The 23,224-nt window shown below is 27.6% G+C and carries 22 protein-coding genes, 1 tRNA gene and 1 pseudogene; 9 read left to right on the top strand and 15 right to left on the bottom strand.

The window, feature by feature from the left end; genetic code table 11:
• Positions 1–42: 42 nt before the first annotated feature.
• On the top strand, positions 43–1,380 hold the full coding sequence (locus T324_RS0105890; protein WP_028329388.1) for an MATE family efflux transporter: 1,338 nt from the start codon (positions 43–45) through the stop codon (positions 1,378–1,380).
• A gap of 21 nt (positions 1,381–1,401) precedes the next feature.
• Here the strand turns inward: T324_RS0105890 and T324_RS0105895 are convergent, their stop codons facing one another.
• Together T324_RS0105895 and nadD are read right to left on the bottom strand one after the other, a co-directional pair.
• On the bottom strand, positions 1,402–2,295 hold the full coding sequence (locus T324_RS0105895) for an ABC transporter substrate-binding protein (protein WP_028329389.1): 894 nt from the start codon (positions 2,293–2,295) through the stop codon (positions 1,402–1,404).
• A 17-nt stretch (positions 2,296–2,312) separates the two neighbouring features.
• Positions 2,313–2,891, bottom strand: coding sequence for a nicotinate (nicotinamide) nucleotide adenylyltransferase (gene nadD / locus T324_RS0105900; protein ID WP_028329390.1), 579 nt, complete (start codon positions 2,889–2,891; stop codon positions 2,313–2,315).
• 140 nt (positions 2,892–3,031) lie between these two features.
• On the opposite strand from nadD, the gene T324_RS18035 reads away from it, so the two are divergent.
• The 6 genes from T324_RS18035 (at position 3,032) to mltG (ending at position 11,048) form a co-directional block, all read left to right on the top strand.
• Positions 3,032–3,121, top strand: a tRNA-Sec gene (locus T324_RS18035).
• A 106-nt stretch (positions 3,122–3,227) separates the two neighbouring features.
• Complete coding sequence (selA, locus tag T324_RS0105905; protein ID WP_028329391.1) at positions 3,228–4,574, top strand: L-seryl-tRNA(Sec) selenium transferase; 1,347 nt, start codon at positions 3,228–3,230, stop codon at positions 4,572–4,574.
• A 128-nt stretch (positions 4,575–4,702) separates the two neighbouring features.
• Positions 4,703–6,520 carry a selenocysteine-specific translation elongation factor gene (gene selB / locus T324_RS0105910; protein WP_028329392.1) on the top strand — a complete coding sequence of 606 codons (1,818 nt, stop codon included), beginning with the start codon at positions 4,703–4,705 and terminating at the stop codon, positions 6,518–6,520.
• A 107-nt stretch (positions 6,521–6,627) separates the two neighbouring features.
• On the top strand, positions 6,628–8,724 hold the full coding sequence (locus T324_RS0105915; RefSeq protein ID WP_028329393.1) for a hypothetical protein: 2,097 nt from the start codon (positions 6,628–6,630) through the stop codon (positions 8,722–8,724).
• A 17-nt stretch (positions 8,725–8,741) separates the two neighbouring features.
• On the top strand, positions 8,742–9,998 hold the full coding sequence (gene hisS / locus T324_RS0105920; protein ID WP_028329394.1) for a histidine--tRNA ligase: 1,257 nt from the start codon (positions 8,742–8,744) through the stop codon (positions 9,996–9,998).
• 42 nt (positions 9,999–10,040) lie between these two features.
• A complete protein-coding gene (mltG, locus tag T324_RS0105925) occupies positions 10,041–11,048 on the top strand; it encodes an endolytic transglycosylase MltG (RefSeq protein ID WP_028329395.1) in 1,008 nt (335 codons plus the stop codon).
• A 24-nt stretch (positions 11,049–11,072) separates the two neighbouring features.
• On the opposite strand, the gene T324_RS0105930 is transcribed toward mltG, so the two are convergent.
• From T324_RS0105930 to T324_RS0105990, 13 genes and pseudogenes are all read right to left on the bottom strand, one after another.
• On the bottom strand, positions 11,073–11,696 hold the full coding sequence (locus tag T324_RS0105930; protein ID WP_028329396.1) for an HNH endonuclease family protein: 624 nt from the start codon (positions 11,694–11,696) through the stop codon (positions 11,073–11,075).
• An 87-nt stretch (positions 11,697–11,783) separates the two neighbouring features.
• Positions 11,784–12,899: a M24 family metallopeptidase gene (locus T324_RS0105935; RefSeq protein WP_028329397.1), complete on the bottom strand. Its 1,116-nt coding sequence runs from the start codon at positions 12,897–12,899 to the stop codon at positions 11,784–11,786.
• A gap of 12 nt (positions 12,900–12,911) precedes the next feature.
• A pseudogene (locus T324_RS16875) lies at positions 12,912–13,344 on the bottom strand (type II 3-dehydroquinate dehydratase).
• Positions 13,345–13,663: 319 nt separating this feature from the next.
• On the bottom strand, positions 13,664–14,281 hold the full coding sequence (locus T324_RS0105945) for a DUF4405 domain-containing protein (protein ID WP_028329398.1): 618 nt from the start codon (positions 14,279–14,281) through the stop codon (positions 13,664–13,666).
• 122 nt (positions 14,282–14,403) lie between these two features.
• Positions 14,404–15,879, bottom strand: coding sequence for a flavodoxin (locus tag T324_RS0105950; RefSeq protein WP_028329399.1), 1,476 nt, complete (start codon positions 15,877–15,879; stop codon positions 14,404–14,406).
• An 85-nt stretch (positions 15,880–15,964) separates the two neighbouring features.
• The gene (locus tag T324_RS0105955; RefSeq protein ID WP_028329400.1) at positions 15,965–16,417 is read right to left on the bottom strand and encodes a (R)-mandelonitrile lyase; all 453 of its coding nucleotides are present in this window, start codon (positions 16,415–16,417) and stop codon (positions 15,965–15,967) included.
• A gap of 31 nt (positions 16,418–16,448) precedes the next feature.
• A complete protein-coding gene (locus T324_RS0105960) occupies positions 16,449–16,952 on the bottom strand; it encodes a flavodoxin (RefSeq protein ID WP_028329401.1) in 504 nt (167 codons plus the stop codon).
• Positions 16,953–16,983: 31 nt separating this feature from the next.
• A complete protein-coding gene (locus T324_RS0105965) occupies positions 16,984–17,961 on the bottom strand; it encodes an aldo/keto reductase (protein ID WP_028329402.1) in 978 nt (325 codons plus the stop codon).
• A 33-nt stretch (positions 17,962–17,994) separates the two neighbouring features.
• Positions 17,995–18,972, bottom strand: a complete 978-nt coding sequence (locus T324_RS0105970) for an aldo/keto reductase (protein WP_028329403.1) — start codon at positions 18,970–18,972, stop codon at positions 17,995–17,997.
• An 80-nt stretch (positions 18,973–19,052) separates the two neighbouring features.
• Positions 19,053–19,946, bottom strand: coding sequence for an aldo/keto reductase (locus tag T324_RS0105975; RefSeq protein ID WP_028329404.1), 894 nt, complete (start codon positions 19,944–19,946; stop codon positions 19,053–19,055).
• A gap of 90 nt (positions 19,947–20,036) precedes the next feature.
• Positions 20,037–20,882 (bottom strand): aldo/keto reductase, encoded by an 846-nt coding sequence (locus tag T324_RS0105980; protein ID WP_028329405.1) that lies wholly within the window; start codon positions 20,880–20,882, stop codon positions 20,037–20,039.
• Between the two features lie 202 nt (positions 20,883–21,084).
• Complete coding sequence (locus T324_RS0105985) at positions 21,085–21,531, bottom strand: cyclophilin-like fold protein (RefSeq protein WP_028329406.1); 447 nt, start codon at positions 21,529–21,531, stop codon at positions 21,085–21,087.
• Between the two features lie 12 nt (positions 21,532–21,543).
• A complete protein-coding gene (locus tag T324_RS0105990; RefSeq protein WP_028329407.1) occupies positions 21,544–21,942 on the bottom strand; it encodes a MerR family transcriptional regulator in 399 nt (132 codons plus the stop codon).
• Positions 21,943–22,204: 262 nt separating this feature from the next.
• Here T324_RS0105990 and T324_RS0105995 point away from each other — a divergent pair, with 262 nt between their 5' ends.
• Together T324_RS0105995 and T324_RS0106000 are read left to right on the top strand one after the other, a co-directional pair.
• The gene (locus T324_RS0105995; protein ID WP_028329408.1) at positions 22,205–22,909 is read left to right on the top strand and encodes a beta-ketoacyl synthase chain length factor; all 705 of its coding nucleotides are present in this window, start codon (positions 22,205–22,207) and stop codon (positions 22,907–22,909) included.
• A gap of 51 nt (positions 22,910–22,960) precedes the next feature.
• The gene (locus T324_RS0106000) at positions 22,961–23,221 is read left to right on the top strand and encodes a phosphopantetheine-binding protein (protein WP_028329409.1); all 261 of its coding nucleotides are present in this window, start codon (positions 22,961–22,963) and stop codon (positions 23,219–23,221) included.
• Positions 23,222–23,224 lie beyond the last annotated feature (3 nt).

Raw genomic sequence — 23,224 nt, forward strand, 5'->3', positions numbered from 1 at the left:
TTTTATTTATTTTTTATTATTATATAGTTTTAGAGTTGCAGTATGACAAAAGATATGACTGTTGGAAGTCCATTTAAAACAATAATTTATTTTTCTATACCTATGCTTATAGGCGGAATATTCCAACAGTTTTATGGTGTAGCCGATACTATTATAATTGGCAAATTTGTGGGTTCTAGAGCTTTGGCATCTATAGGAGCTACAACTTCTACAATGTTTTTCTTTTTATCATTTGCTATAGGATTTACCAATGCTTTTTCTATAGTAATGGGGCAGTTCTTTGGAGCTAAAAATGAAACTATGCTTAAAAGAACTTTTTTAAACTCCATATATGTGACATTGTTTAGTTCGGTAATACTTTTAATATTTGGTTTATTTTTTTCAAGACCTTTAATGCTATTATTAAAAACTCCTTCTGATATTATAGATAATTCTGTATTGTATTTAAAAATATGTGTTGGTTTATCTGCCGGTCAGCTTATTTATAATGGGGCAGCTAGTATATTAAGGGCTTTAGGAGATAGTAAAACTCCATTATATTTTTTGATACTTACTACAATTTTAAATATTATACTAGATTTAGTATTTGTTGCTTTATTAAAAATGAATGTTGCAGGTGTTGCTATAGCTACAGTAATATCTCAAATGATTTCTGCTTTTTTAAGTGTTTTATATATTATAAAAAAGTTTCCAATATTAAATCTAAATAAAGAAGATATGGAATTTGATTCTTCAAATTTATTGATGATAGTAAAAATTGGTGCATCTATGAGTATACAATCCGTATTCTTATCAATAGGAGAGATGATTATAAGCGGTGTAGTTAATACATTTGGAACTAATGTTGTAGCATCATATACAACAGGAAATAGAATAAATCAATTTGCTTCTATGGCGTTTTTTGTTATATCAGAAGCTTTTGCAGTTTATGTTGCTCAGAATTATGGGGCTTGTAAATTTGATAGGATTAAGGAAGGTTTTAAAAGCATAATATTATTATCTTTGATTCTTAGCGTAATATCTAGTATTATTATATTTATATTTGGCGATAATATTGTTAGACTTTTCATATCGAATAATGATGAATATATAAATGTTATAGCTGATATATGTATGAGCTATTTAAGAATATCATCATTGTTTTATCCATTTTTAGCAACCATATTTTTGTATAATAATTCTGTTAGGGCTATAGGAAATGCTTTAATTCCTCTTATATCTGGTGCTGTTGAACTTTTCATTAAAGTATTTGGTTCTATATTTTTATCTATACATTTTGGTTATATTGGTATATGGTCTACAAATCCTATTGCTTGGATTATTGGAATGATTCCTACATGCATTTATTTTCATAAGTATGCTTTTAGGGAAAAGAAATAATTTTTTTTAATATATTAGTTATTATTTTTCAATATAATAAAAGTTATCTAAAGGTATTTTATTTCCTATTAGTTGTTTGTCAAAGTTGTATAAAAAATTGTAATAGCTATTTAAAGCAAATTTCATTTTTGCTCCGTCATAAAAAGTTAATCCCATTCTGTTTAATCCGTAAACTGCTGCTTTAGGATTAATTATCATTGGAGAATTTTTTATTAGATTTTCTATTTCATTTTTATTATTCAAAATATATTCTGTGGATTTTTTATATTCATTTAATACTTCATCTAATAATGCTTTATTATGATTTATAAAAGTATCTTTTGCTATAAGTATTGCTACAGGATAATTTTCAACATATTTTGATATTTCAACTACTATATGTACATTTTTATTTTCAAGCATTGCTGATGATACAAACGGTTCAGGCAATATAGCTATATCTGCATTTTCTGAAGCTATCATTTTTGCTAAATCAGGATTGCTGAAAGAATAATTAATATTGGCTTTTTCTATTTTTTCTTTTGATATCAAATATTGAAGCATTAGATCCGGAGCAGCTAATTTGGTACCGCAGTAAATTGTTTTGTTTCTTAAATCATTTATGGTTTGTATATTTTTATTTGCAGACACTATAAAAAATTTGGTTTCTGATATTACAGCAACTGCTTTATATTGCAATTGTCTATTAAATATTATAGCGGCCATATTAGCCGGAATAGCAGCAATATCAGCTTCTCCTTTTATAATCATTGAAAGCATATTATTAGGGGCATTAATCATTTTTATATCTATTGCTTTATAATCTTTCATCATTTTTAATCCGCCTATACCAGTAGGACCGTTTAGCAGATACATTTGGTACGAATGAAGTGTATTTATTAAAATGAATATTAGTATTAATATTTTATTTCTCATTTAATTTTCCTAATTTTTTAGTATAAATTGTTTGATATTATATAATCATAAACTTTTTTGCTTACAAAATATCTAAATCCTTTTTTTTCTTTTATTCTATTTCTTATTAGGCTTGAGGATATATCTATTCTTGGAGCCATTATAATTTTTATATTGTATTTTTCTATATTTTCTTTGTATAAATTGTTATCATCTTCTCTGTTTACTACAACTATATTTGCTATTTCTGAAATTTTTTCAGGTTCTTTCCATTTATGAAAATCTTTTATTAAATCGGCACCTATTATAAGTCCTATTTTTTCCTGAACATCATAATTTTTGTATATGTAATTCAATGTTTTTATAGTGTATGAAATTCCATCATTATTGAGTTCATATTCATCTACAATAAATCTTTCATCATCTTCAACAGATAGCTTAAGCATATTTAATCTGTCTGTATCTGAAACTTTTCCGCTTATATTTTTATGAGGCGGTATTTTAGCTGGTATAAACAACACTTTATCATAATTGCAGTTTGTAATTACTGTATCAGCTAGTATCAAATGTCCAAGATGAGGAGGATCAAATGTCCCGCCCAGCATAGCTATTTTCATTTATAAAATCCGTAATTTAAGAAGTTTATTATATTTTAATATTTTAATCATAATTTGCAATATCATAATTTTATTTAGAAATAAAACAATAAAAAAATTGACATAAAATTAAAAGTAATATATTATATATGATAATGCTTGGAGGTAGATGAGTCCCGGTGGGCTCCGCGCTCTTCAAAAGCGTTGGATGTCATAGCGACATCGGCAGGTTCAACTCCTGCCTCTTCCGATAAATAAGCGATTATAAAAGTTATAGTATGATTAAATTACTCATAATTAATAGTCTCTTATCTTAAAGTATATTTTATATTTAATTTAATTAGAGAGAGGCTAACAGTGAACAACAAATTTAACTTAATACAAACCAATACTGTATTAGAACACGATTCCATAAAACCATATTTTAAAATTCTTTCACGTCCTATAGTAGCAGATATAATACGCGATACCTTAGAAAAACTTAGAATAGAGATAAAAAATAAAAATGCTAGCTATTCAAAAGAAGATATTATTAAGTTATGTGAAAAAAAGGTAAAACAAAGATCCAATCTTCCAATAAAAAAAGTTATAAACGCTACAGGTACCATTATGCATACTAATTTAGGACGTTCTCCTATAGATAGTGATGTATGGGATGAGGTAAAAGCATTAAATACAGCAAGTAATAACCTTGAATATAATATTAACAGTGAGGGCAGAGGCTTAAGGGGAGAGTTTTTGTATTCTCTTTTGGCTAAATTAACAGGTGCTGAGGATGCATTGGTCGTTAATAATAATGCCGCTGCTGTATTTTTAATATTGAAAACTTTAGCACAAGGCAAAGAGGTTATAGTTTCTAGAGGAGAGCAGGTACAAATAGGCGGAGGATTTAGAATACCTGATATACTTAGAGAGGCAGGAGCTAAATTTGTAGAAATAGGTACAACTAATATAGTAACTGTAAAGGATTATGAGGAAGCTGTAACAGAAAATACTGCTATGATACTTAAAGTGCATGCTTCTAACTTTAAAATTAGAGGATTTGTTAAGCATCCGTCATTTAAAAAGATAAGAGACGCTGTACCAAATAATATACCATTAGTTTATGATGAAGGTGCAGGAATATTTGATGAGAATATGTCTGAAGAAGAACATGTGAAATCTGCTTTAAAAAGCGGTGTAGATTTGGTATGTTTTTCCGGGGATAAAATGTTTTCAAGTGTGCAGGCTGGTATTATAGTTGGAAAAAGAGAGTATATATCCAGAATATATAAGCATCCTTTGATGAGAGCTTTTAGATGCGGTAAAACAGTTTTATCTATTTTGGAAAAAAGTGTTATAAAAAGATTAAATTCCACAGGTCAATTTAAGGGTTATTGCGAAACTTTACTTTCTATTAAGCCGGAAATTATAAAACAAAAAGCATTAAAAATTATAGAAAATATCAGCGGTTTCGATGTTATAGAAGAAACTATAGAAACAGGCGGCGGAGCTATGGCGGATACTTTCTATCCATCTTATGCTATTAGTTTTAAACCTAAAGATATAAAAGCAACTATTAAATTTATGCATAACTTAGATATACCTATTATACCAAAGGTAAAAAAAGATTTTGTTCTTATTTATGTTATTACCATAAATGATGATGATATAGAATATGTTAGGGAGGTATTGAAAAAAATTATAGATAGTAATTTGTTATAAAAATTGTTTTATTTTTTAATGGAAATTATTATTTTCTATTAAAAATTCGTACAAAATTTAGTATTTTTACATAGAAATTATGTGAATAAGTTGCATAGAGTTTATTGCTAAAAATAAAGGAAATATAAGTGAATAGAATTATAGGAACAGCTGGTCATGTTGACCATGGTAAATCAGAATTAATAAAAGCCTTAACTGGTATTGCTATGATGAGACTCCCTGAAGAAAAAAAGAGGGAGATGACTATAGATTTAGGTTTTGGATTTTTCAAGCCTAATGAAGATATTACTATTGGAGTAATAGACGTTCCTGGTCATGAAAGGTTTATTAGAAATATGGTAGCAGGCATGTGGAGTTTGGATTTAGTTATGCTTGTAGTATGTGCTAATGAAGGTTGGATGAATATGACCGAAGAGCATGCCAAAGTTGCTTTATCTCTTGGCATAAGAAATATTATATGTGTAATGAATAAAATAGACCTTGTTGATGAAAATAGATTAAAAGAAAGTGAAGAAAATATTAAAAAGAATTTATATAGAATATTTAATAAAGATATAGAAATAGTAAAAGTTTCTGCTATAAATGGTACTAATATAGACTTTTTAAAAGAGAGAATAACTGATATATTGCTTAATGATAAATCATCAGATGATATAAAGACACATATTTATGTTGATAGGGTTTTTTCTATAAAAGGTGCAGGACTTACAATTACAGGCAGTATAAAAGGCGGCAGTATAAAAAAAGATGACACATTAATACATTATCCTACTAAGAGAGAAGTTTCTATAAGAAATATACAATCTTACCATGAGGATAGAGAAATTGTATATGCTACTTCACGTATCGCTATAAATTTAAAGAATATAAAAAAAGAAGAAATAAGAAGAGGTCATCTTTTATGCGATAAAGATGAAACAGTATTTTTGACAGATGAAATTATATTAGAGTTGGTTCATAATAGTGATGTAGAATATTTAAAAAAGATAAAAAATGCTGAGTTTGCAATTGGTACTGAATGTTTGGTTGCCCAAATTATTCCTATGTATAAAAGAGCGTCTTATAATGAATCTGAAAAGAAAGTAAAAACTGAAGTTGATATTAGAGAAATAGATGATAGATTTATAAGACTTAAATTTGATGAGCCTATATCCGTATTTTGGAAAGAAAGAGGAATATTAATAAGTCATGGAGGAAGTGCCATAATAGGAACTGGCGACGTATTTTGGGGGAGCAAAACTACACCGCAGATTAGAAAAAGTATAATGGATAATGCTCATGATTTTTTAGGCAAGATAAAAAGAGATAAATATACAGATTTAGTTATGTCTGTAAATGGATATTCTATTGCTAGTGGAGAATTGCCTGAATATGCCATTAAAATGTCTAACTTCTTCGTTAAAAAAGATTATTTAAATAATCTTTTAACTGAGGCTAAAAAATTAATAGAAAATAAAAAGGATGGTTTTTCTTTTGAAGATATAAGAAATCATCTTAATATAGATAATGCATTTACTAAGCCTTTCATAGATCATCTTATTCAAAATAAGATTATAATGCCTTTTAACAATATATATAAAAAATATACTCAAAGTGTTGAATTAACAAATTCACAAAAGCAGCTTCTTGAAAGATTGAAAAAAGAAGATTTAAATGGCTTAGATGAAAAAGTTATAAAAACATTTACAAATGGAATAAAAGATATAAAAGTTTTATCAGCTCTAAAACAGGCAATGTATCTTGAAGAGGGAATATATTATCATATTGAAGTTTATAATAGAGTAAAAAATTTAATTATGAAAAACTCTAAACCAAAAGATATTATAACAATAGCATTTGTTAAAGAAAAAACTGGACTTTCAAGAAAATATGTTATTCCTTTATTAAATGCTTTAGAAAGGGAAAAACTTCTTAAACGTCAAGGCAATGATAGAATAGTTATTTAATTTTTTGGTATTCATTTTGTACTTGATATTATATTTTTTTATAGTAAAATATTAATATATTTCGATATTTTATATGATATAAATCGTATAAAACAAAGGGTAAAAAAATGAAAAAACTTTTTTCTATTCTATTTATGATGATATTGTATTATAATTTATTTTCACAAAATAGATTAACATTCCCTGAATATATAGAAGATTTGCAGGAAAAATCTCCTAAAAAAGCAATAGAATGGTTTAGAGAAAATACATATAGTTCTGAATATGGAGTTAATGAATATGTATTTGATTTTTATAGAGGTGTAAGCAGATATTCATCATTTATTAAATTTAAAGGTGCAAGAACAGAGGTTAATAGAGCAGCTAGTGATTTTAGACAAGCATTGGAATTGCCTAATGATCCTATTTATTCATATAAAGACAGGGCATTCCTTTATATAGGAGGTATACTTACTGTTTTGCCTGGAGATAAAGAACTTCCTGCTAGAATATTTAAATATTATGCTGATAATTGTCAGACATCCAATCCTAATTATGCTACTTCTATATATTGGAGTATGTATTTGAGTTATATTACTCCAAAAGTTTATGAGACATATTATCAAACATTAATGATACTTTCAAGAAATGCAGATAATTTTATACATGATTATTTTTCTGGGGAAAATAAAACTATTAATGAAATGATAAGAAATTTAAAAACTCCTGAGAATATGGAGCAGAAAATTTATGAATGGACTACATCAGATATGGATGTATATACACTTATAAAAAATTCTATTCCTGTACTTCCTGAAGAAGAGGGGCTTCCTGTTTATACTGGTCAGAAATTTGCAGTTTTTGAAAGATATTCTTCATCAAAAGAAATAGATGATATAGAAAAAGATATAGAAAAAGAAAATAAAGTAAATGAAATTCCTTTAGAAAATGAAAATAATGAGGAAAAAGAAATTCTTTTAGAAAAAGAAAATGAGGAAAAATTAGGAGAACTTCAAGATATAGCCAAAAAAGAAAAAACGCCAGAAAGAGCATCAAATAGAAAAATCCCATCAATAATAGATGAAGAAACAGTTGATGAAATACTTATAGAGGATCCTGAAACTGTAGAATATGAAACTAATATATTAAAAGAAACAAATAATAGCAGTGTTGCTACTAATGCTAATAATTTAAATAATAGTGAAGAAAATCTAAATGAAAAAATGTTTCTTTATCCATTAACTATCTTAATAGATAAGAATCCTAATAATGGAACTATAGGTATAGATATAGAAGATTATTCATTTAAAACAGATATTTCTACTAATTTTATTATCGAAGTTGCTGAAGGAAAATATGAGGCTTATATATCTTTTGCTGACAAATTATATACTAATAATGTAAAAGTAGAGAAAGACAAATATAATTTATTTTCTATAATAATAAAAGATGAACCTAAAAAAGAGGAAGTTACTGAAAATATAGAAAATACTGCTAAAGAGGATATTAATGAAAGTTTATTGGAGGAACCAAAACAAGAAGATGTTTCTTTAACAGTTGGAAAAGAAAATGTACCTGCTAATAAATATGATGGAAATGCTGAAAATACTAGAAATATAATAAGAGAAGTTTTATCAAGACCTTCCAAAGTTGCTACAGAGTGGTTTAATACAAATCCTTATAATGAATATATGGGTATTTCTGTTGAGGAATATGCCTATTATAGAGGTGTTTCTTATTATTCAAGATTTTTGAATGAAGGAAGAAAATCTGCTGAATTTGCTGCTCAGGCTAAATCAGATTTGACTTTTGCTTATAATAAAAAAGATAATTCTAATCTTTTAATGAGAACAAGACTTTATTTAGGAGCTGTTAACTTATTTGCTTATAATAATTTGTATGAAGCTGATAAAATGTTTGCTGAAGTTAGTTCATCTCTTACAGATGATGATAGATATTATCCAACTGTTATTTATTGGAGAAGCAGAATAGGTGTTGCAAGCGAAACTGATAGAAATAATTTTATCAATACACTATCTTCAAAACCAGCAAATACTCAAATATTGGATTATTCTTCTACTAGATTTAAGGATTTATCATCTATGCCTTCTTATAGAGGAAATATAACAGATATTAATGCAGTTAATAATGTTAAACCTTTGTATGCCCCTCCAAAAAATACTGCAAAAAGCGGAAGTACAAAAACTGAAGAAGTATTAAAATAATAATAGGATTAAATTATATGTTGGAAATAAAAAAACCTAGAGGCACAAATGATTTTTTCTACGATTCATCTAAGAAATTAGAGTTTATAGAAAATAAAATAAAAAATATAGTTAAGCTTTATGGCTATGGGAGAATAAGAACTCCTTTATTTGAATATACTGATCTTTTTACTAGAGGAATAGGAGAGGGAACGGATATTGTAGGTAAAGAAATGTTCACTTTTGAAGATAGAGGAGGACGTTCTCTTACTTTAAGACCTGAAGGTACTGCTTCTGTGGCTCGTGCTTATGTTGAAAATTCTATGCAAAATGAGTTTGCTATAAATAAATTATTTTATTTAGGTACTATGTATAGAGCAGAGCGTCCGCAGAAAGGAAGATACAGAGAGTTCAATCAATTCGGAATAGAATGCATCGGAGGTTCTTCTCCTTTAATAGATGCTGAAATTATACTTCTTAATATTAATGTTTTAAAAGAGTTTGGTATTAATAATGTTAATCTTTTAATAAATACTGTAGGCTGTTCTAAATGTAAACCTTCTTATAATAATGCCTTAAAAGAAGCTATAGGCAGTAAAAAAGAAGAGCTTTGTGAAACTTGTCAGAAAAGATATGAAGGTAATATATTAAGAATATTAGACTGTAAAAATGAAAAATGCAAAGAAACCATTAAAGATATACCTAAATTTTATGATTATGTATGTGATGAGTGTAAAGAGCATTTTAATAAATTATGTGAAGAGCTTACAAGAATAGGACAGAATTTTATTGTAGAGCCTATGTTGGTTAGAGGTTTGGATTATTATACAAAAACTGCTTTTGAGGTTCAAACAGATGCTTTAGGTTCTCAAAGTGCTATACTTGGAGGCGGAAGATATGATAATTTAATCGGTCTTTTTAATAATGGAAAAGATGTTCCAGCTGTAGGAAGTGCTATGGGAATTGAAAGACTTTTACTTGTATTGGAAGGTCAAAATAGCATTATAACAGATAGACTTGATGCATTTGTTGTAGCATTCAAAGAAACGGAAAATGAAGTATTAAAAATAATGCAAACATTAAGAGCTAACAATATAAGCTGTGATTATGACTTTACCGGAAAATCTGTAAAAAATCAATTTAAATCAGCTAATAAAAGAAATGCCAAATATGCTGTTGTGCTTGGCGAAGATGAATTAAAAAGAGGAATGTGTAAATTAAAAAATATGGATAGCGGAGAAGAGAAAGAAGTATCCATAAATAATATACATTCTAACATATTACATATAGATTAATTAATTGTTTTATCTAATAAAATATTTGTATAAGAGAATTTTATGAAAAAAATATTTATTATATTAATTATACTTGCAGCTGTAGTGTCAGCTTCCTCTGTGGCATTCATTCAATATATGATTAGTCCTATAGGCGGAGATAAAGAGAAAGTTTATTTTGAAATAAAGCAGGGAGAAGGTGCTTCCGCTATAGCAAATAAATTAGAATTACAAGGATTGATTAGAAACTCTAAAATATTTCTTGCTGTTGCAAAATATCTGAAATATGACAGAAAACTTTTAAGCGGATATTATGAAATCAGCAGAGATATGAGCATGATAGATATTATGAAGCATATTAACAGCGGTAAGCAGGCTATGGCTAAATTTACCATTGCTGAAGGTAAAAATATATATGAAATAGCTAATTATTTAGAATCTGAGGGATTTACTACCAAGAAAGAATTTTTAGAAGTTTGTCATGATAAAGAAATATTAAAAAAATATAATATACCTTCAGATAGTGTTGAAGGTTATATATTCCCTTCTACATACTACATTGTTAAAGGCAATCCTACAAAAGTATTGGTTACATACATGATAGATTCATTATTCAAGCAGTTTCCAGATTTAGAGGATAGAGCAAAAAAAATAGGAAGAACTGTACATGAAGTATTAACTATGGCTTCTATAGTAGAAAAAGAAATGGGACCTTCAGATGATCCGAAACTTATATCTTCTGTTTATTATAATAGATTGAATATTGATAAAAGACTTGAGGCAGATCCTACAACAATATATGCTATGACTTTAGTTAAAGGTGATTATATAGAAAAACCTAATTTAAAATATGATGATTTACGTATGGTTCATCCTTATAATACATATAAGAATACAGGACTTCCTCCAGGACCTATATGTTCTGCAGGCGGCAGAGCAATAGAGGCAGCATTAAATCCGGCTAACACAGATTATATTTTCTTTGTTGCTGATGGTACAGGAAAGCATGCATTTTCTGTTACTTATAAAGAGCATGTAGAAAATATTAATAGGTACATTTTGAAGAAATAGTTAATTAATTTTAGTATATAAAGTTCATTTGCCTTTGCATACTCTGTTTGAAACCTCATCAAACCCTTCTTCTATGGTAAGTCCCCAGTCTGTTTTAATTTTAAACCATTCGCGTACATATTCGCATTGATATTCCTCATTTGGAGGCAGCCATTCAACAGGAGATTTATCGCCTTTAGAACGGTTTGCTCCTCTTGACACAGCTACTAAATGATGTTCATTTTTTAAATAGTTATAGTATTTGTTTTTCTTTTCTTTACTCCAATTACTAGCACCGCTTGCATGGGCATTTTTTAATGGTACTAAATGATCTATATCCAAATCTTTTGGATCGGTGAAATACTTACCTGTAAATTTATCGTACCATTTTCCAGATACAACTCTATTATTTGAAATTACAGGCTTAATTAAAGATTCTCTAGCTAAAACTTCATGTCTTGTATTAAGTCCATCATTATCTTCATCTTCCCAATTTCCCCAGTCATCTCTATTATATCTTGTAACATTTTCTCTTTTTTCAGTTCTATCTACTTTTGATATTTCTTTTTTAGTATGTATATTATTATAATAATAGTATCCTGCTGCAATTACAAGTATGATTATTATTAATAATAAAGGTGATGATTTTTTCTTTCTTCTTCTAGCCATAATGTTTTTTATAATTATTTTTATTCAAATTTAATTAAAATTTATTATATAGATTATGATACTATATAAATTATAATATGTCAATAATTATAATACAATTAGATCTGTAGGAGTATCATTTATAGAAACTCCGCCGTTTTTAGTTACTATTACCATATTTTCTATTCTTACACCGCCTAAATTTGGTACATATATGCCAGGTTCAACTGTAACAACGCATCCGCCGTCAAGTTTATGATCAACTAAAGGAGAAAGTCTAGGAGATTCATGTATTTCAAGTCCTACACTATGTCCTAAACCATGTCCAAAATATTGTCCGTAGCCATTATTTTTTATGATTTCTCTGGCGGCATTATCAACTTCTTTCCCGGAAATACCTGAATGTATAGTTTCTATTCCTTTTTTATGAGCTTCTCTAACTATGTTATATATTTTGCTCATTTCATTAAAATGTTCTCCTTTACCAAAGAAGAATGTTCTAGTTATATCGCTTTTATAACCATCTCTTGATAATCCGAAATCCATTAAAATATTATCACCAAGTTTTAATTTTCTATCAGAAGGCACTCCATGAGGTAAGGAGGTTCTGTCACCAAAAAGCAAAATTGTATCAAATGCTGTTTTATCTCCTCCTTCTTTACGCATTTGATACTCTAATTCTGCAGCTAATTCTTGTTCTGTTACTCCTTCTTTTACGAAAGCAAGCATTTTTGTCATTGCTTTTTCTGCTCTGTTTAGATTATCTTTAATTATTTTTATTTCTTCTTTTTCTTTTATGTTGCGTATGTTGTTTATATCAGCTTTACTTATACCTATTTTTATAGAATTATTAACCATTGAAGCAACTATATTTTCATAATCAGAAAGATAAAGACCGCTTTTAGCTACAGATATATCATTTATATTATTTTCTTTACAAAATTCTCCTAAAGCATCCGAATATGTGGCAGCTACAAGTATAACAGTAGTTTTATGTGTAACTTTAGTAGCATGTTCACAGTATCTTGAATCAACGAATAAATATTTTTTGCCGTCTTTTATAAGAAGCCATCCGGCACTGCCTTTAAAGCCTGTTAGATAAAATATATTTTCATTTTTAGTTATAAGCAGATTCTCATTTGTTAATTTTAATAATCTTTCAAGTCTGGCATCATAATCAAATTTTTTATTTTCACCGCTTTCAGTTAAAGTTAATTTACACATTTTCAAACTCCGTTATTTCTTTTTTTGTATAGATAGTAAATGAGCCAAAGCTAATATATAACTATTGTCTCCAAAACCTGTAATTACACCCAATGCTATATCGGATAAATAGCTTTTATTTCTAAAATCTTCTATTGCATGAATATTACTCATATGAACTTCTATAAATGGTATATTTGTAGATAAAAAAGCATCTCTTATAGCTATAGAAGTATGTGCATAAGCTCCAGCATTTATTATTATGTAATCTATGTTTTCATCATAAGCCCTATGTATTCTATCTACTATTGCTCCTTCATGATTAGATTGAAAAAATGATACTTTAGCATTTCCGCTTGCTGCTTCTTTTATTTTCAATATCTCCAAGTGTAATATTTCCAAAAATTTTAGTTTGAGCTACACCGAACATATTTGTATTAGGACCATTTATAACTAATATATTCATACAAACCTTTAATAGAAATTTTCTTATTATTATGCTCGCCTCCACCTATAATTAGCAAATAAATGAATTTATTTGCTGGCTTTGGCTCGCTTTTATTTATTATGCTCGCCTCCGCCTATAATTAGCAAATAAATGAATTTATTTGCTGGCTTTGGCTCGCTTTTATTTATTATGCTCGCCTTCGCCTATAATTAGCAAATAAATGAATTTATTTGTATGACTGGGCTTGCTTTTATAATTTCTAACTATATAACCAATTATTATTTTTTACTATAATATACCTATTGCAAAAAAAATCAAATGTATAGAATATATTATGTTATCTTCTATTAGAATTTATTTTGAAAATTAAATGGATAATCTGACATGAACTGATAGTTATCATTGCATATTCAAAATAAAAAATCAAATCATAAAAAGAATTATTTTCTTTAGGGATAAGAAACATTGAGTTAATAATTCCGCTTTTTATAAAACAATATATACCAATAAATAGCATTATGAAATATATTATTTTTATTTTGTTATACATTTTTTGTAATATGCTATTAGTATGAAGTCCAAGATGCAAAGTCATAATTACAAATCCCCATGCTGTTGATACTACATGTATATTGCGTGCGAATTGATTAGCTATAAAAGGCGAAAATGCAAATATATCTCCGGACATCATAATTGAGCTTATTGCCATGACAATCATATCAAAAAATAATATTAGATTAATTATGATAAATAGATTTTTGGCAAATCCGTATCTGCCTTTTGTTATAGTTCCATACCATTTTATATTTAAAATATGATGAAGTATAAACAAAGCAAATAAAGTAAAACCAAGAACTCCATGCATAAGCAATCCTCTGCCTGCTCTGTAGCTCATAAGATAAACGAATATAATAAACATTAAAATGTCTATAGTGATTTTAATAACTTTTTTCATATTGACAATCTTTTATATTTTATTAGAGCCTCTAGTTAATTTAACTTATAAAAACTAGAGGCTTATACAAATTCATAAATTATGAATTTGAAATTATATTAAAAAAGGAAAATAAAATAATATTATCTTTGCTGAATTCTATTTAATTTTAACCATTCAGAAATTCTATTTTCTAATTCTCTACCACCAGAATAATTGAATTCTAAAGCCAATCCTACATAAGTATTAGGTATAAGTTTAGCTAAATCTGATACACTCTCGCCAAACATAGTGCCCCCATGACTGCTGAATGTAATAACTGTTTTTCCTGAAAAATCGTATTCTCTTATAAATGAAAATACAGGCATAGGCATAGTTGCCCACCAAGTAGGGTAGCCAAGTAATATTACATCATACTCTGACATATTATTTACATGCTGAGTTAATTCCTGATAAACATTTTTATTTAAATCTATTTGAGACACTTCATATATATTTCCTCTGCCTCTGTATGGTGTTTTCATTTCAATTTCTATTATATCAGCACCTGTTTTTTCTTTTATAATATCAGCAGCATTTCTAGTATTTCCGGAATAAGAAAAATAAGCTATTAATATTTTTGGATTTTTAGGTACTTCTATATTTAATGAACGGGTTGTTGTTATAGTATCATTAATTGCATTTGAGTTTCTTGCAATTCTAAATCCAGTATTTCTATCAGTGCTTAAAGGATTACATGCAGAACGATATGCCGCTCTTAAATGTTTGGCAAAATCAATATAACTTCCGCCTCTGCTAACTCTTAAATATCCATTACTTGCTCCTGCAGGATTATTTTTATTTGCTGTATCATATTCTCCGTAATAATCAAAGCACCATTCAGAAACATTTCCATGCATATTATAAAGTCCGAATTGATTTGGACTTAGACTATCAACTTTTATAGTTTTTCCTCTGTAGCGACTTGTTTTTACATCAGGATTATGAGGGTTAACATAATTTTCTTCTATAAGGTAAGGATAACTTCCTTCAAAATTAGCATTATCGCTTGTAATATGATTAACAGAATTAAATACTGTTCTTGTTCCTGCTCTTGCCGCATATTCCCATTCTGCTTCTGTTAAAAGTCTGTAACCGTTAGCACTTCTATCCCAAGTTACTGTATTACCATTTATTGTATATACGGGTTTTAGGCCGCTTTTTTCACTTAATCTATTGCAGTATTCTATAGCATCATACCAAGTAATATTTTCTACAGGTAAATCTTCTCCTTTAAAATAGCTTGGATTTTTACCCATTATTGTTTGATAATCTTTTTGTGTAACTTCATAAGGGGATATATAAAATGGGTTTATTATCACTTCATGTAGAACTTCATCTTTATCACGCTGAGCTTCATTTTCAGGACTTCCCATCATGAAATTTCCGCCTTTTAATAATATTAAATTATCATTTACCATTGTTCTATCTCCTGAATTGTTTCTATTAATCTCTTGAGCAAAAATTTTCTGTTCAGGGATTATATTGTTATTTGTTTTTTTTAATATATAAAATATTGCACCAGCTATTAAAATAATACTTAAAGCAGTGAATGTTGATATTATTTTTTTATTTTTCATAAATTCCACCCTTATTGATTAAGAAAAATTATGACCATAGTTTATATTGATACTTTTAGTATTTTAAATAAATATTATTCAATATTTATTTATTCTTTTTATAAGCATTATACTCTTCATCGGTTACATGTTCTAACCAAGTAACATTGTTGCCGTCTTTGTCTCCAGTGATAGCTATATGTTTCATTCTGCAGTCAGGCGAAGCACCGTGCCAATGTTTTTTATCTTTTGGACAGTAAAGAGCTTCTCCCGCATGAAACTCCAAAACTTCTCCGCCTTCTTCCTGAGTAAGTCCTATGCCTTCAACTACAACTAAATGCTGTCCGCAAGGATGAGTATGCCATGCAGTTTTGGCACCTGCTTCAAATGTTACATAAGCTACAGAGAAATGAGAATCTTCATTAGGCTCTGTAAGAATTTCTACTTCAACATCTCCTGTAAAATATTCTTTTGCTCCTTTAAATTTTTTACCTTCTCCATTTTTTATAAATATAGTTTTTTCCGGTGCTTTATTATATTCAAAATTTTTATCTGACATTTTATTTCTCCTTTTATTTTATACTATTGAATTATTTTATTTTTACAAATACATCTTTAATCCATTTCTTTATTTCATTTTCAGCACTTGAGGCAGAACTTCCGTAAACACTTAATATTTTAGCTACTTGTTTAGATTTTGATTCTTTTTCTATATCTCTTTTAATGCTTCCAGAACCTCCGCCGCCATGAGTACAGAAAGGCATTATTATTTTATTAGAGAAATCAAAACTATTTAAAAATGTATTTATCGGAGGAGCCATAGTATTCCACCAATTTGGACTTCCTACAAATATAACATCGTAAGCATCTATGCTTTTTATATTATTTTTTAATTTTGGTTTATGATTATTGTTTATATCTCTTTTAGCTTCATTTAAAACTGTGTTATAACTTGGTGAATATGGCTTTTCTGGTTCAGCATAAAAAAAGTCTATTTCAGCATTTGGAAATTCTGATTTTACAACTTTTGCTATAAACTCAACAAGTTTTTTAGTGTTTGATGAATGTGAATAATATGCTATTAATGCTTTCATTTTTTACTCCTATTGTTATTAATAAAAAATATTATCTTCCTACTATTTCTAAATGTTCCTTCGGGTATCTTTCTCCTTGTATAGTTATTTTTGATATTGCTTCATTAATTTTATTTAATTCTTCATTAGTAAACGCTACATTAACAGAGTATATATTTTCTTTTAATCTTTCTATTTTTCTTGTTCCAGGTATTGGTACTATAAATGTTTTTTGATGCAATACCCAAGCTAATGCTATTTGTGATTTTGAAACATTTTTTGTTTTGGCAATATCTTCTAAAATATCAATCAATACTTGATTTTGTTTTAAATTTTCTTTTTGGAATCTTGGTACAGAACTTCTAAAATCATTTTTTGAAAACTCTGAATCAGTATTGAATCTTCCTGTTAAAAATCCTTTACCTAATGGAGAGAAAGGAACAAAGCCTATATTTAATTCTTCTAATAATGGTATGATTTCATTTTCCGGTTCTCTCCAAATCATAGAGTATTCGCTTTGTATAGCAGTTAATTTACATACTTTATCTGCTTTTTTTATAGTGTTTGCTCCGGGTTCTGAAATTCCCCAATATTTAATTTTTCCTTCTTTGATTAATTTTTTCATTGTTTCTGCTACTTCTTCGATAGGTGTATTAGCATCAACTCTATGAAGATAGTATAAATCAATATAATCAGTTCTTAATCTTTTTAATGAACCTTCCACCGATGTTTTTATAGTTTCTTTTTTGGAATCTAATACAGGTTTTCCATTTACTGTTTTTATGCCACATTTTGTAGCTATTACAACTTTATCTCTGTATTTCTCTAATGCCTCACCGACAATTTCCTCATTTTTATATGGTCCATAAGCTTCTGCAGTATCAAAGAAATTAACACCTAATTCTACAGCTTCATGTATGAGAGATATTAATTCTTTTTTATCATAATTTTCATCGTATACTACACCGTATCCCATACAGCCTAAACCTATTGCAGAAACTTCTAAATCTCCGAGCTTTCTTTTTTTCATGTTATACCTTCTTAAATTTTTTATTATCAAAATTTATTTCCCTACTCTGTCAGCATATTCTTTAGGATATCTGTCTCCATGAATTACTATTTTTGAAAGTGCTTCGTTTATATCATTTAATTCATTTTCTGTTAATACTATATCTGCTGCTGAAGTATTTTCTTTTAATCTTTCTAAACTCCTAGTACCAGGTATAGGGACTATGAAACTTTTTTGTGCCAATACCCAAGATAATGCTACTTGAGAAGGAGTGATATTTTTATTATTAGCAATCATTTTTATAAGTTCTATTAATTTTTGATTGGCTTCTAAATTTTCTTTTTTAAATCTAGGAACTATGCTTCTAAAGTCATCATTACCAAAAGAAGCATTTTTATCTATAGTAGCAGTTAAGAAACCTTTACCTAAAGGAGAAAAAGGCACAAAACCTATATTTAATTTTTCTAATAATGGTATAATTTCTTTTTCAGGGTCTCTCCACATCATAGAATATTCACTTTGTAATGCAGTTAATTTGCATATTTCATCAGCTTTTTTTATAGTATTTGTTCCGGCCTCAGATAGTCCCCAATGTTTAACTTTACCCTCTTTTATTAAATCTTTTATTGTTAAAGCTACTTCTTCAATAGGTGTATTAGGATCAACTCTATGAAGATAATATAAATCGATGTAATCGGTTTTTAATCTTTTAAGAGAGCCCTCTATAGATTTTTTTGTTGTATCAGGTTTAGCATTCAATATTTGTTTTCCATTTTCTATTTGTATTCCAAATTTTGTAGCTATTACAACTTTATCTCTATATTGTTCCAATGCCTCTCCTACAAGATTTTCATTTTCAAAAGGTCCATAACATTCAGCCGTATCAAAGAAAGTTATACCCATATCCAAAGCTTGATGAATTAAATAAATCATATCTTTTTTATTGGAAGCAGGACCATATCCATGACTCATTCCCATACATCCTAAACCAATAGCTGAAACTTCTAAATTTCCAAGCATTCTTTTTTTCATATTTATACCTCCTAAACTTTTATTTTTTACTTCCTATTATCAATAGATTTATTTAAATTAAATAATAATTAAAATAATCTTTAATACCAATCATGTTTTTCATTACGGTTTAATTCTGATATTCTTTTCATATCATCATCGCTTAATTGAAAATCATATATTTCTGTATTTTCTATTATATGTTCTCTATTGCTTGAACCTGGTATTACAATTACTCCTCTTTGTAAATTCCATCTTAATATAATTTGAGCAACTGATTTATTATATTTTTTTGCTATATCTTTTAATACTTTATCATTCAAAAGTTCTTTTTGATATCCTCTTCCTCCCAATGGATACCAGCCTTGAACAGCTGTACCCAAACTTTGTATATATTCTACAACATCAGTATCTTGATAGTATGGATGTATTTCATTTTGTACTAAAGCAGGCATTATATTTATCTTTGGAAGAAATTCTTTTAATTCTTTTATGTACCAATTAGAAAGACCTGCAGAACGAATCTTTCCTTCTTTTATAGCTTTTTCTATGGCCTTATACGCTTCAACATCGTTACTTCCTGGATGATGAAGCAGCATCATATCTATATATTCTACATTCAATTTCTTTAATGCATCATTTATAGCTTTCTCTGCATTATTATATTGATTAGGATATAACTTTGTAATGATAAAAATATCTTTCCTGTCAACTTTGGAATCTTTTACAGCCTTTCCAACAGCCTCTTCATTGCGGTATATGTATGCTGTGTCTATCAATCTTACTCCATTTTGTAGAGCATAAAGAACAGAATTATAGCAAACATCATTTAATAAACTATATGTTCCTATTCCATTTAAAGGTATTTCATAACCATTATTTAGTTTAACAGTTTTTGTATTGAAATTAAAATTGCCTTTCATATTATTAGCCTCTGCTTTTATATTCAATAGTATAATAAAAATTAACAAGAAACTTATAAAAGTATTTTTAATTATTTTTTCTTTCATAAAATGTACACCTATCATGCATAAAAATTATTTATATATTTTCAAAAATGAAACACATATAATGATTTAAAAATATTAAATCTTATAATTGCATAAATATTTTACTGTTTCAATATCTGTGTGAGATAAAAATAAACTTTGTTTAGTGTCAAGTTTAGAAATTTCTTTCATATCATTATCATCTAATTCAAAATCAAATACATTGAAATTTTCTATTATTCTTTCTTTGTGTACGCTTTTTGGTATAACAACAACATTTCTTTTTATAAGCCAATTTAATATAACTTGTGCTGTAGTTTTATTATGTTTCTTTGCTATGGACATTAGTACTTCATTAGTAAACATATTATTTCTGCCTTCAGCAAATGGTCCCCAAGATTCTATTTGAATATTATATTCTTTCATAAGTTTATTATCTTCTTCTCTTTGAAAGAATGGATGAGTTTCAATCTGATTTACCATAGGAGATATTTTATTATGCATAACAAAATCTAATAATCTATCAGGATAAAAATTGCATACTCCTATAGCTTTAATTTTTCCTTGATTATATAAGTCTTCCATAGCTCTCCAAGAACCATAATAATCTCCGAAAGGCTGATGTATCAAATATAAATCCAAATAATCTAATCCTAATTTGTTCATAGAAACTTCAAAAGCTTTTTTAGCATTGTCATATCCAGCATCGCTTATCCATAATTTAGTAGTGATAAACAATTCTTTTCTGTCAATTCCGCTTTCTTTTATGGCATCTCCTACAGCTTTTTCATTATTATAAGCAGAAGCAGTATCTATTAATCTGTATCCTGCTTCGATGGCATTTAATACAGATTTTTTACATTCTTCATAATCAGGTATTTGAAAAACCCCGAAACCTAATATAGGCATTTCAAGTCCGTTATTTAATTTCACTTTTTTCATGTGTCAATTCCTATTATTACTATCAATAAACTCGCTTTTTCTTAGCTAATAACTAAAGTTATTAGCTGCTCGTTTATTTCTGTTGTTGCTATCAATAAACTCACTTATTACAATTCATCAAGTTTATTCAGCAATGATTTTTTAATTATAGCATTAGAGTGCACTCTAATGTCAATAGCCATTTATCATAAAATTTTATTTTTTAATTAATGCTAAAAGTTATTTCAACACTTCCTCTTCCAAGTGTATCTTTAAGTCCTGATGTATTTTCTATATATCCTATTTTTGTATAACTATAAGATGTTGAAAAGTTTTCATAAAAAAGAACCAAACAATTATTACCATAAAGCATAAAGTCTCCTGTTCTTATGCTGCCGCCTCTTGAAGATTGTGTAGTAAGACTTTTATTTAAATTATGATATTTTTCATTGGCATTTAAATCGTTCATATTTATAGTTAAAGGCATCATAGATAAAAATTCTTTTGCTGTTTGATTATCATAAAGTATTAATTTATATTCCTTATTATTTATTTTTAAATTAACTGAAGTATTTAAAGTATTCATAGTGGTTGTATTATCTCCATAAACAGAATTGCATGCTATCATTGAAAAAAATAATAAACTAAAAAAATATTTTTTTATTTTCATTGATGTTTAACCTTAATCTTCTTTATTTTCTTTCTTTTTTAACATGTTTTTTTCACGAATAGCCATTTGACTTTCATAATTTTCTATTTTTTTATTTAATTTATTTACAGTTGCCTGAAGTTCATCTAATTTTTCCTGCATTGCATCCCTATGACTTACAAGCAATTGCTTTCTTGCTTCCAATGTAGCATCACCTTTATTGTATAACTTTATATATTCTATTATGGACTCTATAGACATACCTGAATTTCTCATACATTTTGAAAATTCTATCCACCCTAAATCATAATCTGTATAGTTTCTTATACCACTTTCACTTCTTTGAACTTCAGGTATTATTCCTATTCTTTCATAATATCTTAGTGTATCAGTGGATAATTCTGTTTTTTTGCTTACTTCTGCTATTGTCATAATATTGACCTCCATTTTTTTGTAATTATATCATTGGAGTGCACTCTAATGTCAATATAAAAATATTCAAATATGATAATTATATTTTAGTATATTATCTTATTATATCAAATACTTATGTATTATAATTATTTATAACAAAAAAGTATTAAAAATTCTTATATTTTATCTAATATTTGATATATTAATTAATAGTTGACTTTATAGTATAATTTAGTATAATTTATAATAGTGAAATTATGATTTTTATATTAGGAAGGTTATGTCAGATTTAAGTTTTAGAGTGCTTGATTGGGATTTTTTTGCCCCTAATATAGATAAAAAATTTATATTAGATAATTTAAATGAGAATATAAATATTTCTTACGGTGAAACCAATCCGGACTTGGATTTTATACCGAGAGCACAAAAAAGAAGACTCAGTCAGATAACAAAATTATCATTTGAGTCTGTGAAAAATATTCTAAAAGAAAATGATCAAATACCTATATTTTTTGTATCTAAATATGGAGAAATAAAACAGCAGTATAATATATCTAAAAAAATAGTTACAGAACATGAGGTATCTCCGGCACTTTTTAGCTTTTCCGTTTTCAATACAGCGGTTGCACAGCTTACAATATTTTATCAAAGCCATGAAAGAGCTATTGCTGTTACATGTTATGATAATTTTATTGATACGGCACTTTTACAAGCAACTTCATTTTTGAAAACTTCAGAACATAATAAAGCACTCATAATTATAGCTGATGAAAAATTACCTGAAAGCTATGAAATTATATCAAATGACAATAATTATTCATTTGCATGTTCTTTTCTTGTATCTATAGATGATGCTGATATTGACATAAACGTTATAGACAGCGACATTAAAAAAGATGAAAATTCTATCATAGATTTCATTAAATTTATCTCAACAGATACTCCTAATTTGAAATTGGGAAAAATCGAATTAACAAAAAAATAACCTTATCTTTTATAGATTTATGTAAAATATTTTTTAAAGGAGAATTATAAAATGACTATTGAAGAGCAAATAAAACAAATAGTAATAGAGGCAGCAAATTTAGAAGGCGTTACAATAGATGATATAGATACTGATGCTCCATTATTTGGAGATGAATTAGGTCTTGATTCTATAGATGCTTTAGAAATAGGCGTTGCTATAAGAAAGAAATTTAATATAAGTTTTTCAGATATAGAAGAAAACAATAAAAAACATTTTTATTCTGTAGCTACATTAGCTAAATATATAAGAGAAAATTCAGAGCATAAATAATAT

Source organism: Brachyspira alvinipulli ATCC 51933 (genome assembly GCF_000518245.1).
GTDB lineage: Bacteria > Spirochaetota > Brachyspiria > Brachyspirales > Brachyspiraceae > Brachyspira > Brachyspira alvinipulli.

Coding starts and splice junctions, on each gene's coding strand:
- T324_RS0105890 (WP_028329388.1), top strand. CDS start 43: ATGACAAAAGATATGACTGTTGGAAGTCCATTTAAAACAATAATTTAT.
- T324_RS0105895 (WP_028329389.1), bottom strand. CDS start 2,295: ATGAGAAATAAAATATTAATACTAATATTCATTTTAATAAATACACTT.
- nadD (WP_028329390.1), bottom strand. CDS start 2,891: ATGAAAATAGCTATGCTGGGCGGGACATTTGATCCTCCTCATCTTGGA.
- T324_RS0105915 (WP_028329393.1), top strand. CDS start 6,628: ATGAAAAAACTTTTTTCTATTCTATTTATGATGATATTGTATTATAAT.
- hisS (WP_028329394.1), top strand. CDS start 8,742: ATGTTGGAAATAAAAAAACCTAGAGGCACAAATGATTTTTTCTACGAT.
- mltG (WP_028329395.1), top strand. CDS start 10,041: ATGAAAAAAATATTTATTATATTAATTATACTTGCAGCTGTAGTGTCA.
- T324_RS0105930 (WP_028329396.1), bottom strand. CDS start 11,696: ATGGCTAGAAGAAGAAAGAAAAAATCATCACCTTTATTATTAATAATA.
- T324_RS0105935 (WP_028329397.1), bottom strand. CDS start 12,899: ATGTGTAAATTAACTTTAACTGAAAGCGGTGAAAATAAAAAATTTGAT.
- T324_RS0105945 (WP_028329398.1), bottom strand. CDS start 14,281: ATGAAAAAAGTTATTAAAATCACTATAGACATTTTAATGTTTATTATA.
- T324_RS0105950 (WP_028329399.1), bottom strand. CDS start 15,879: ATGAAAAATAAAAAAATAATATCAACATTCACTGCTTTAAGTATTATT.
- T324_RS0105955 (WP_028329400.1), bottom strand. CDS start 16,417: ATGTCAGATAAAAATTTTGAATATAATAAAGCACCGGAAAAAACTATA.
- T324_RS0105960 (WP_028329401.1), bottom strand. CDS start 16,952: ATGAAAGCATTAATAGCATATTATTCACATTCATCAAACACTAAAAAA.
- T324_RS0105965 (WP_028329402.1), bottom strand. CDS start 17,961: ATGAAAAAAAGAAAGCTCGGAGATTTAGAAGTTTCTGCAATAGGTTTA.
- T324_RS0105970 (WP_028329403.1), bottom strand. CDS start 18,972: ATGAAAAAAAGAATGCTTGGAAATTTAGAAGTTTCAGCTATTGGTTTA.
- T324_RS0105980 (WP_028329405.1), bottom strand. CDS start 20,882: ATGAAAAAAGTGAAATTAAATAACGGACTTGAAATGCCTATATTAGGT.
- T324_RS0105985 (WP_028329406.1), bottom strand. CDS start 21,531: ATGAAAATAAAAAAATATTTTTTTAGTTTATTATTTTTTTCAATGATA.
- T324_RS0105990 (WP_028329407.1), bottom strand. CDS start 21,942: ATGACAATAGCAGAAGTAAGCAAAAAAACAGAATTATCCACTGATACA.
- T324_RS0105995 (WP_028329408.1), top strand. CDS start 22,205: ATGTCAGATTTAAGTTTTAGAGTGCTTGATTGGGATTTTTTTGCCCCT.
- T324_RS0106000 (WP_028329409.1), top strand. CDS start 22,961: ATGACTATTGAAGAGCAAATAAAACAAATAGTAATAGAGGCAGCAAAT.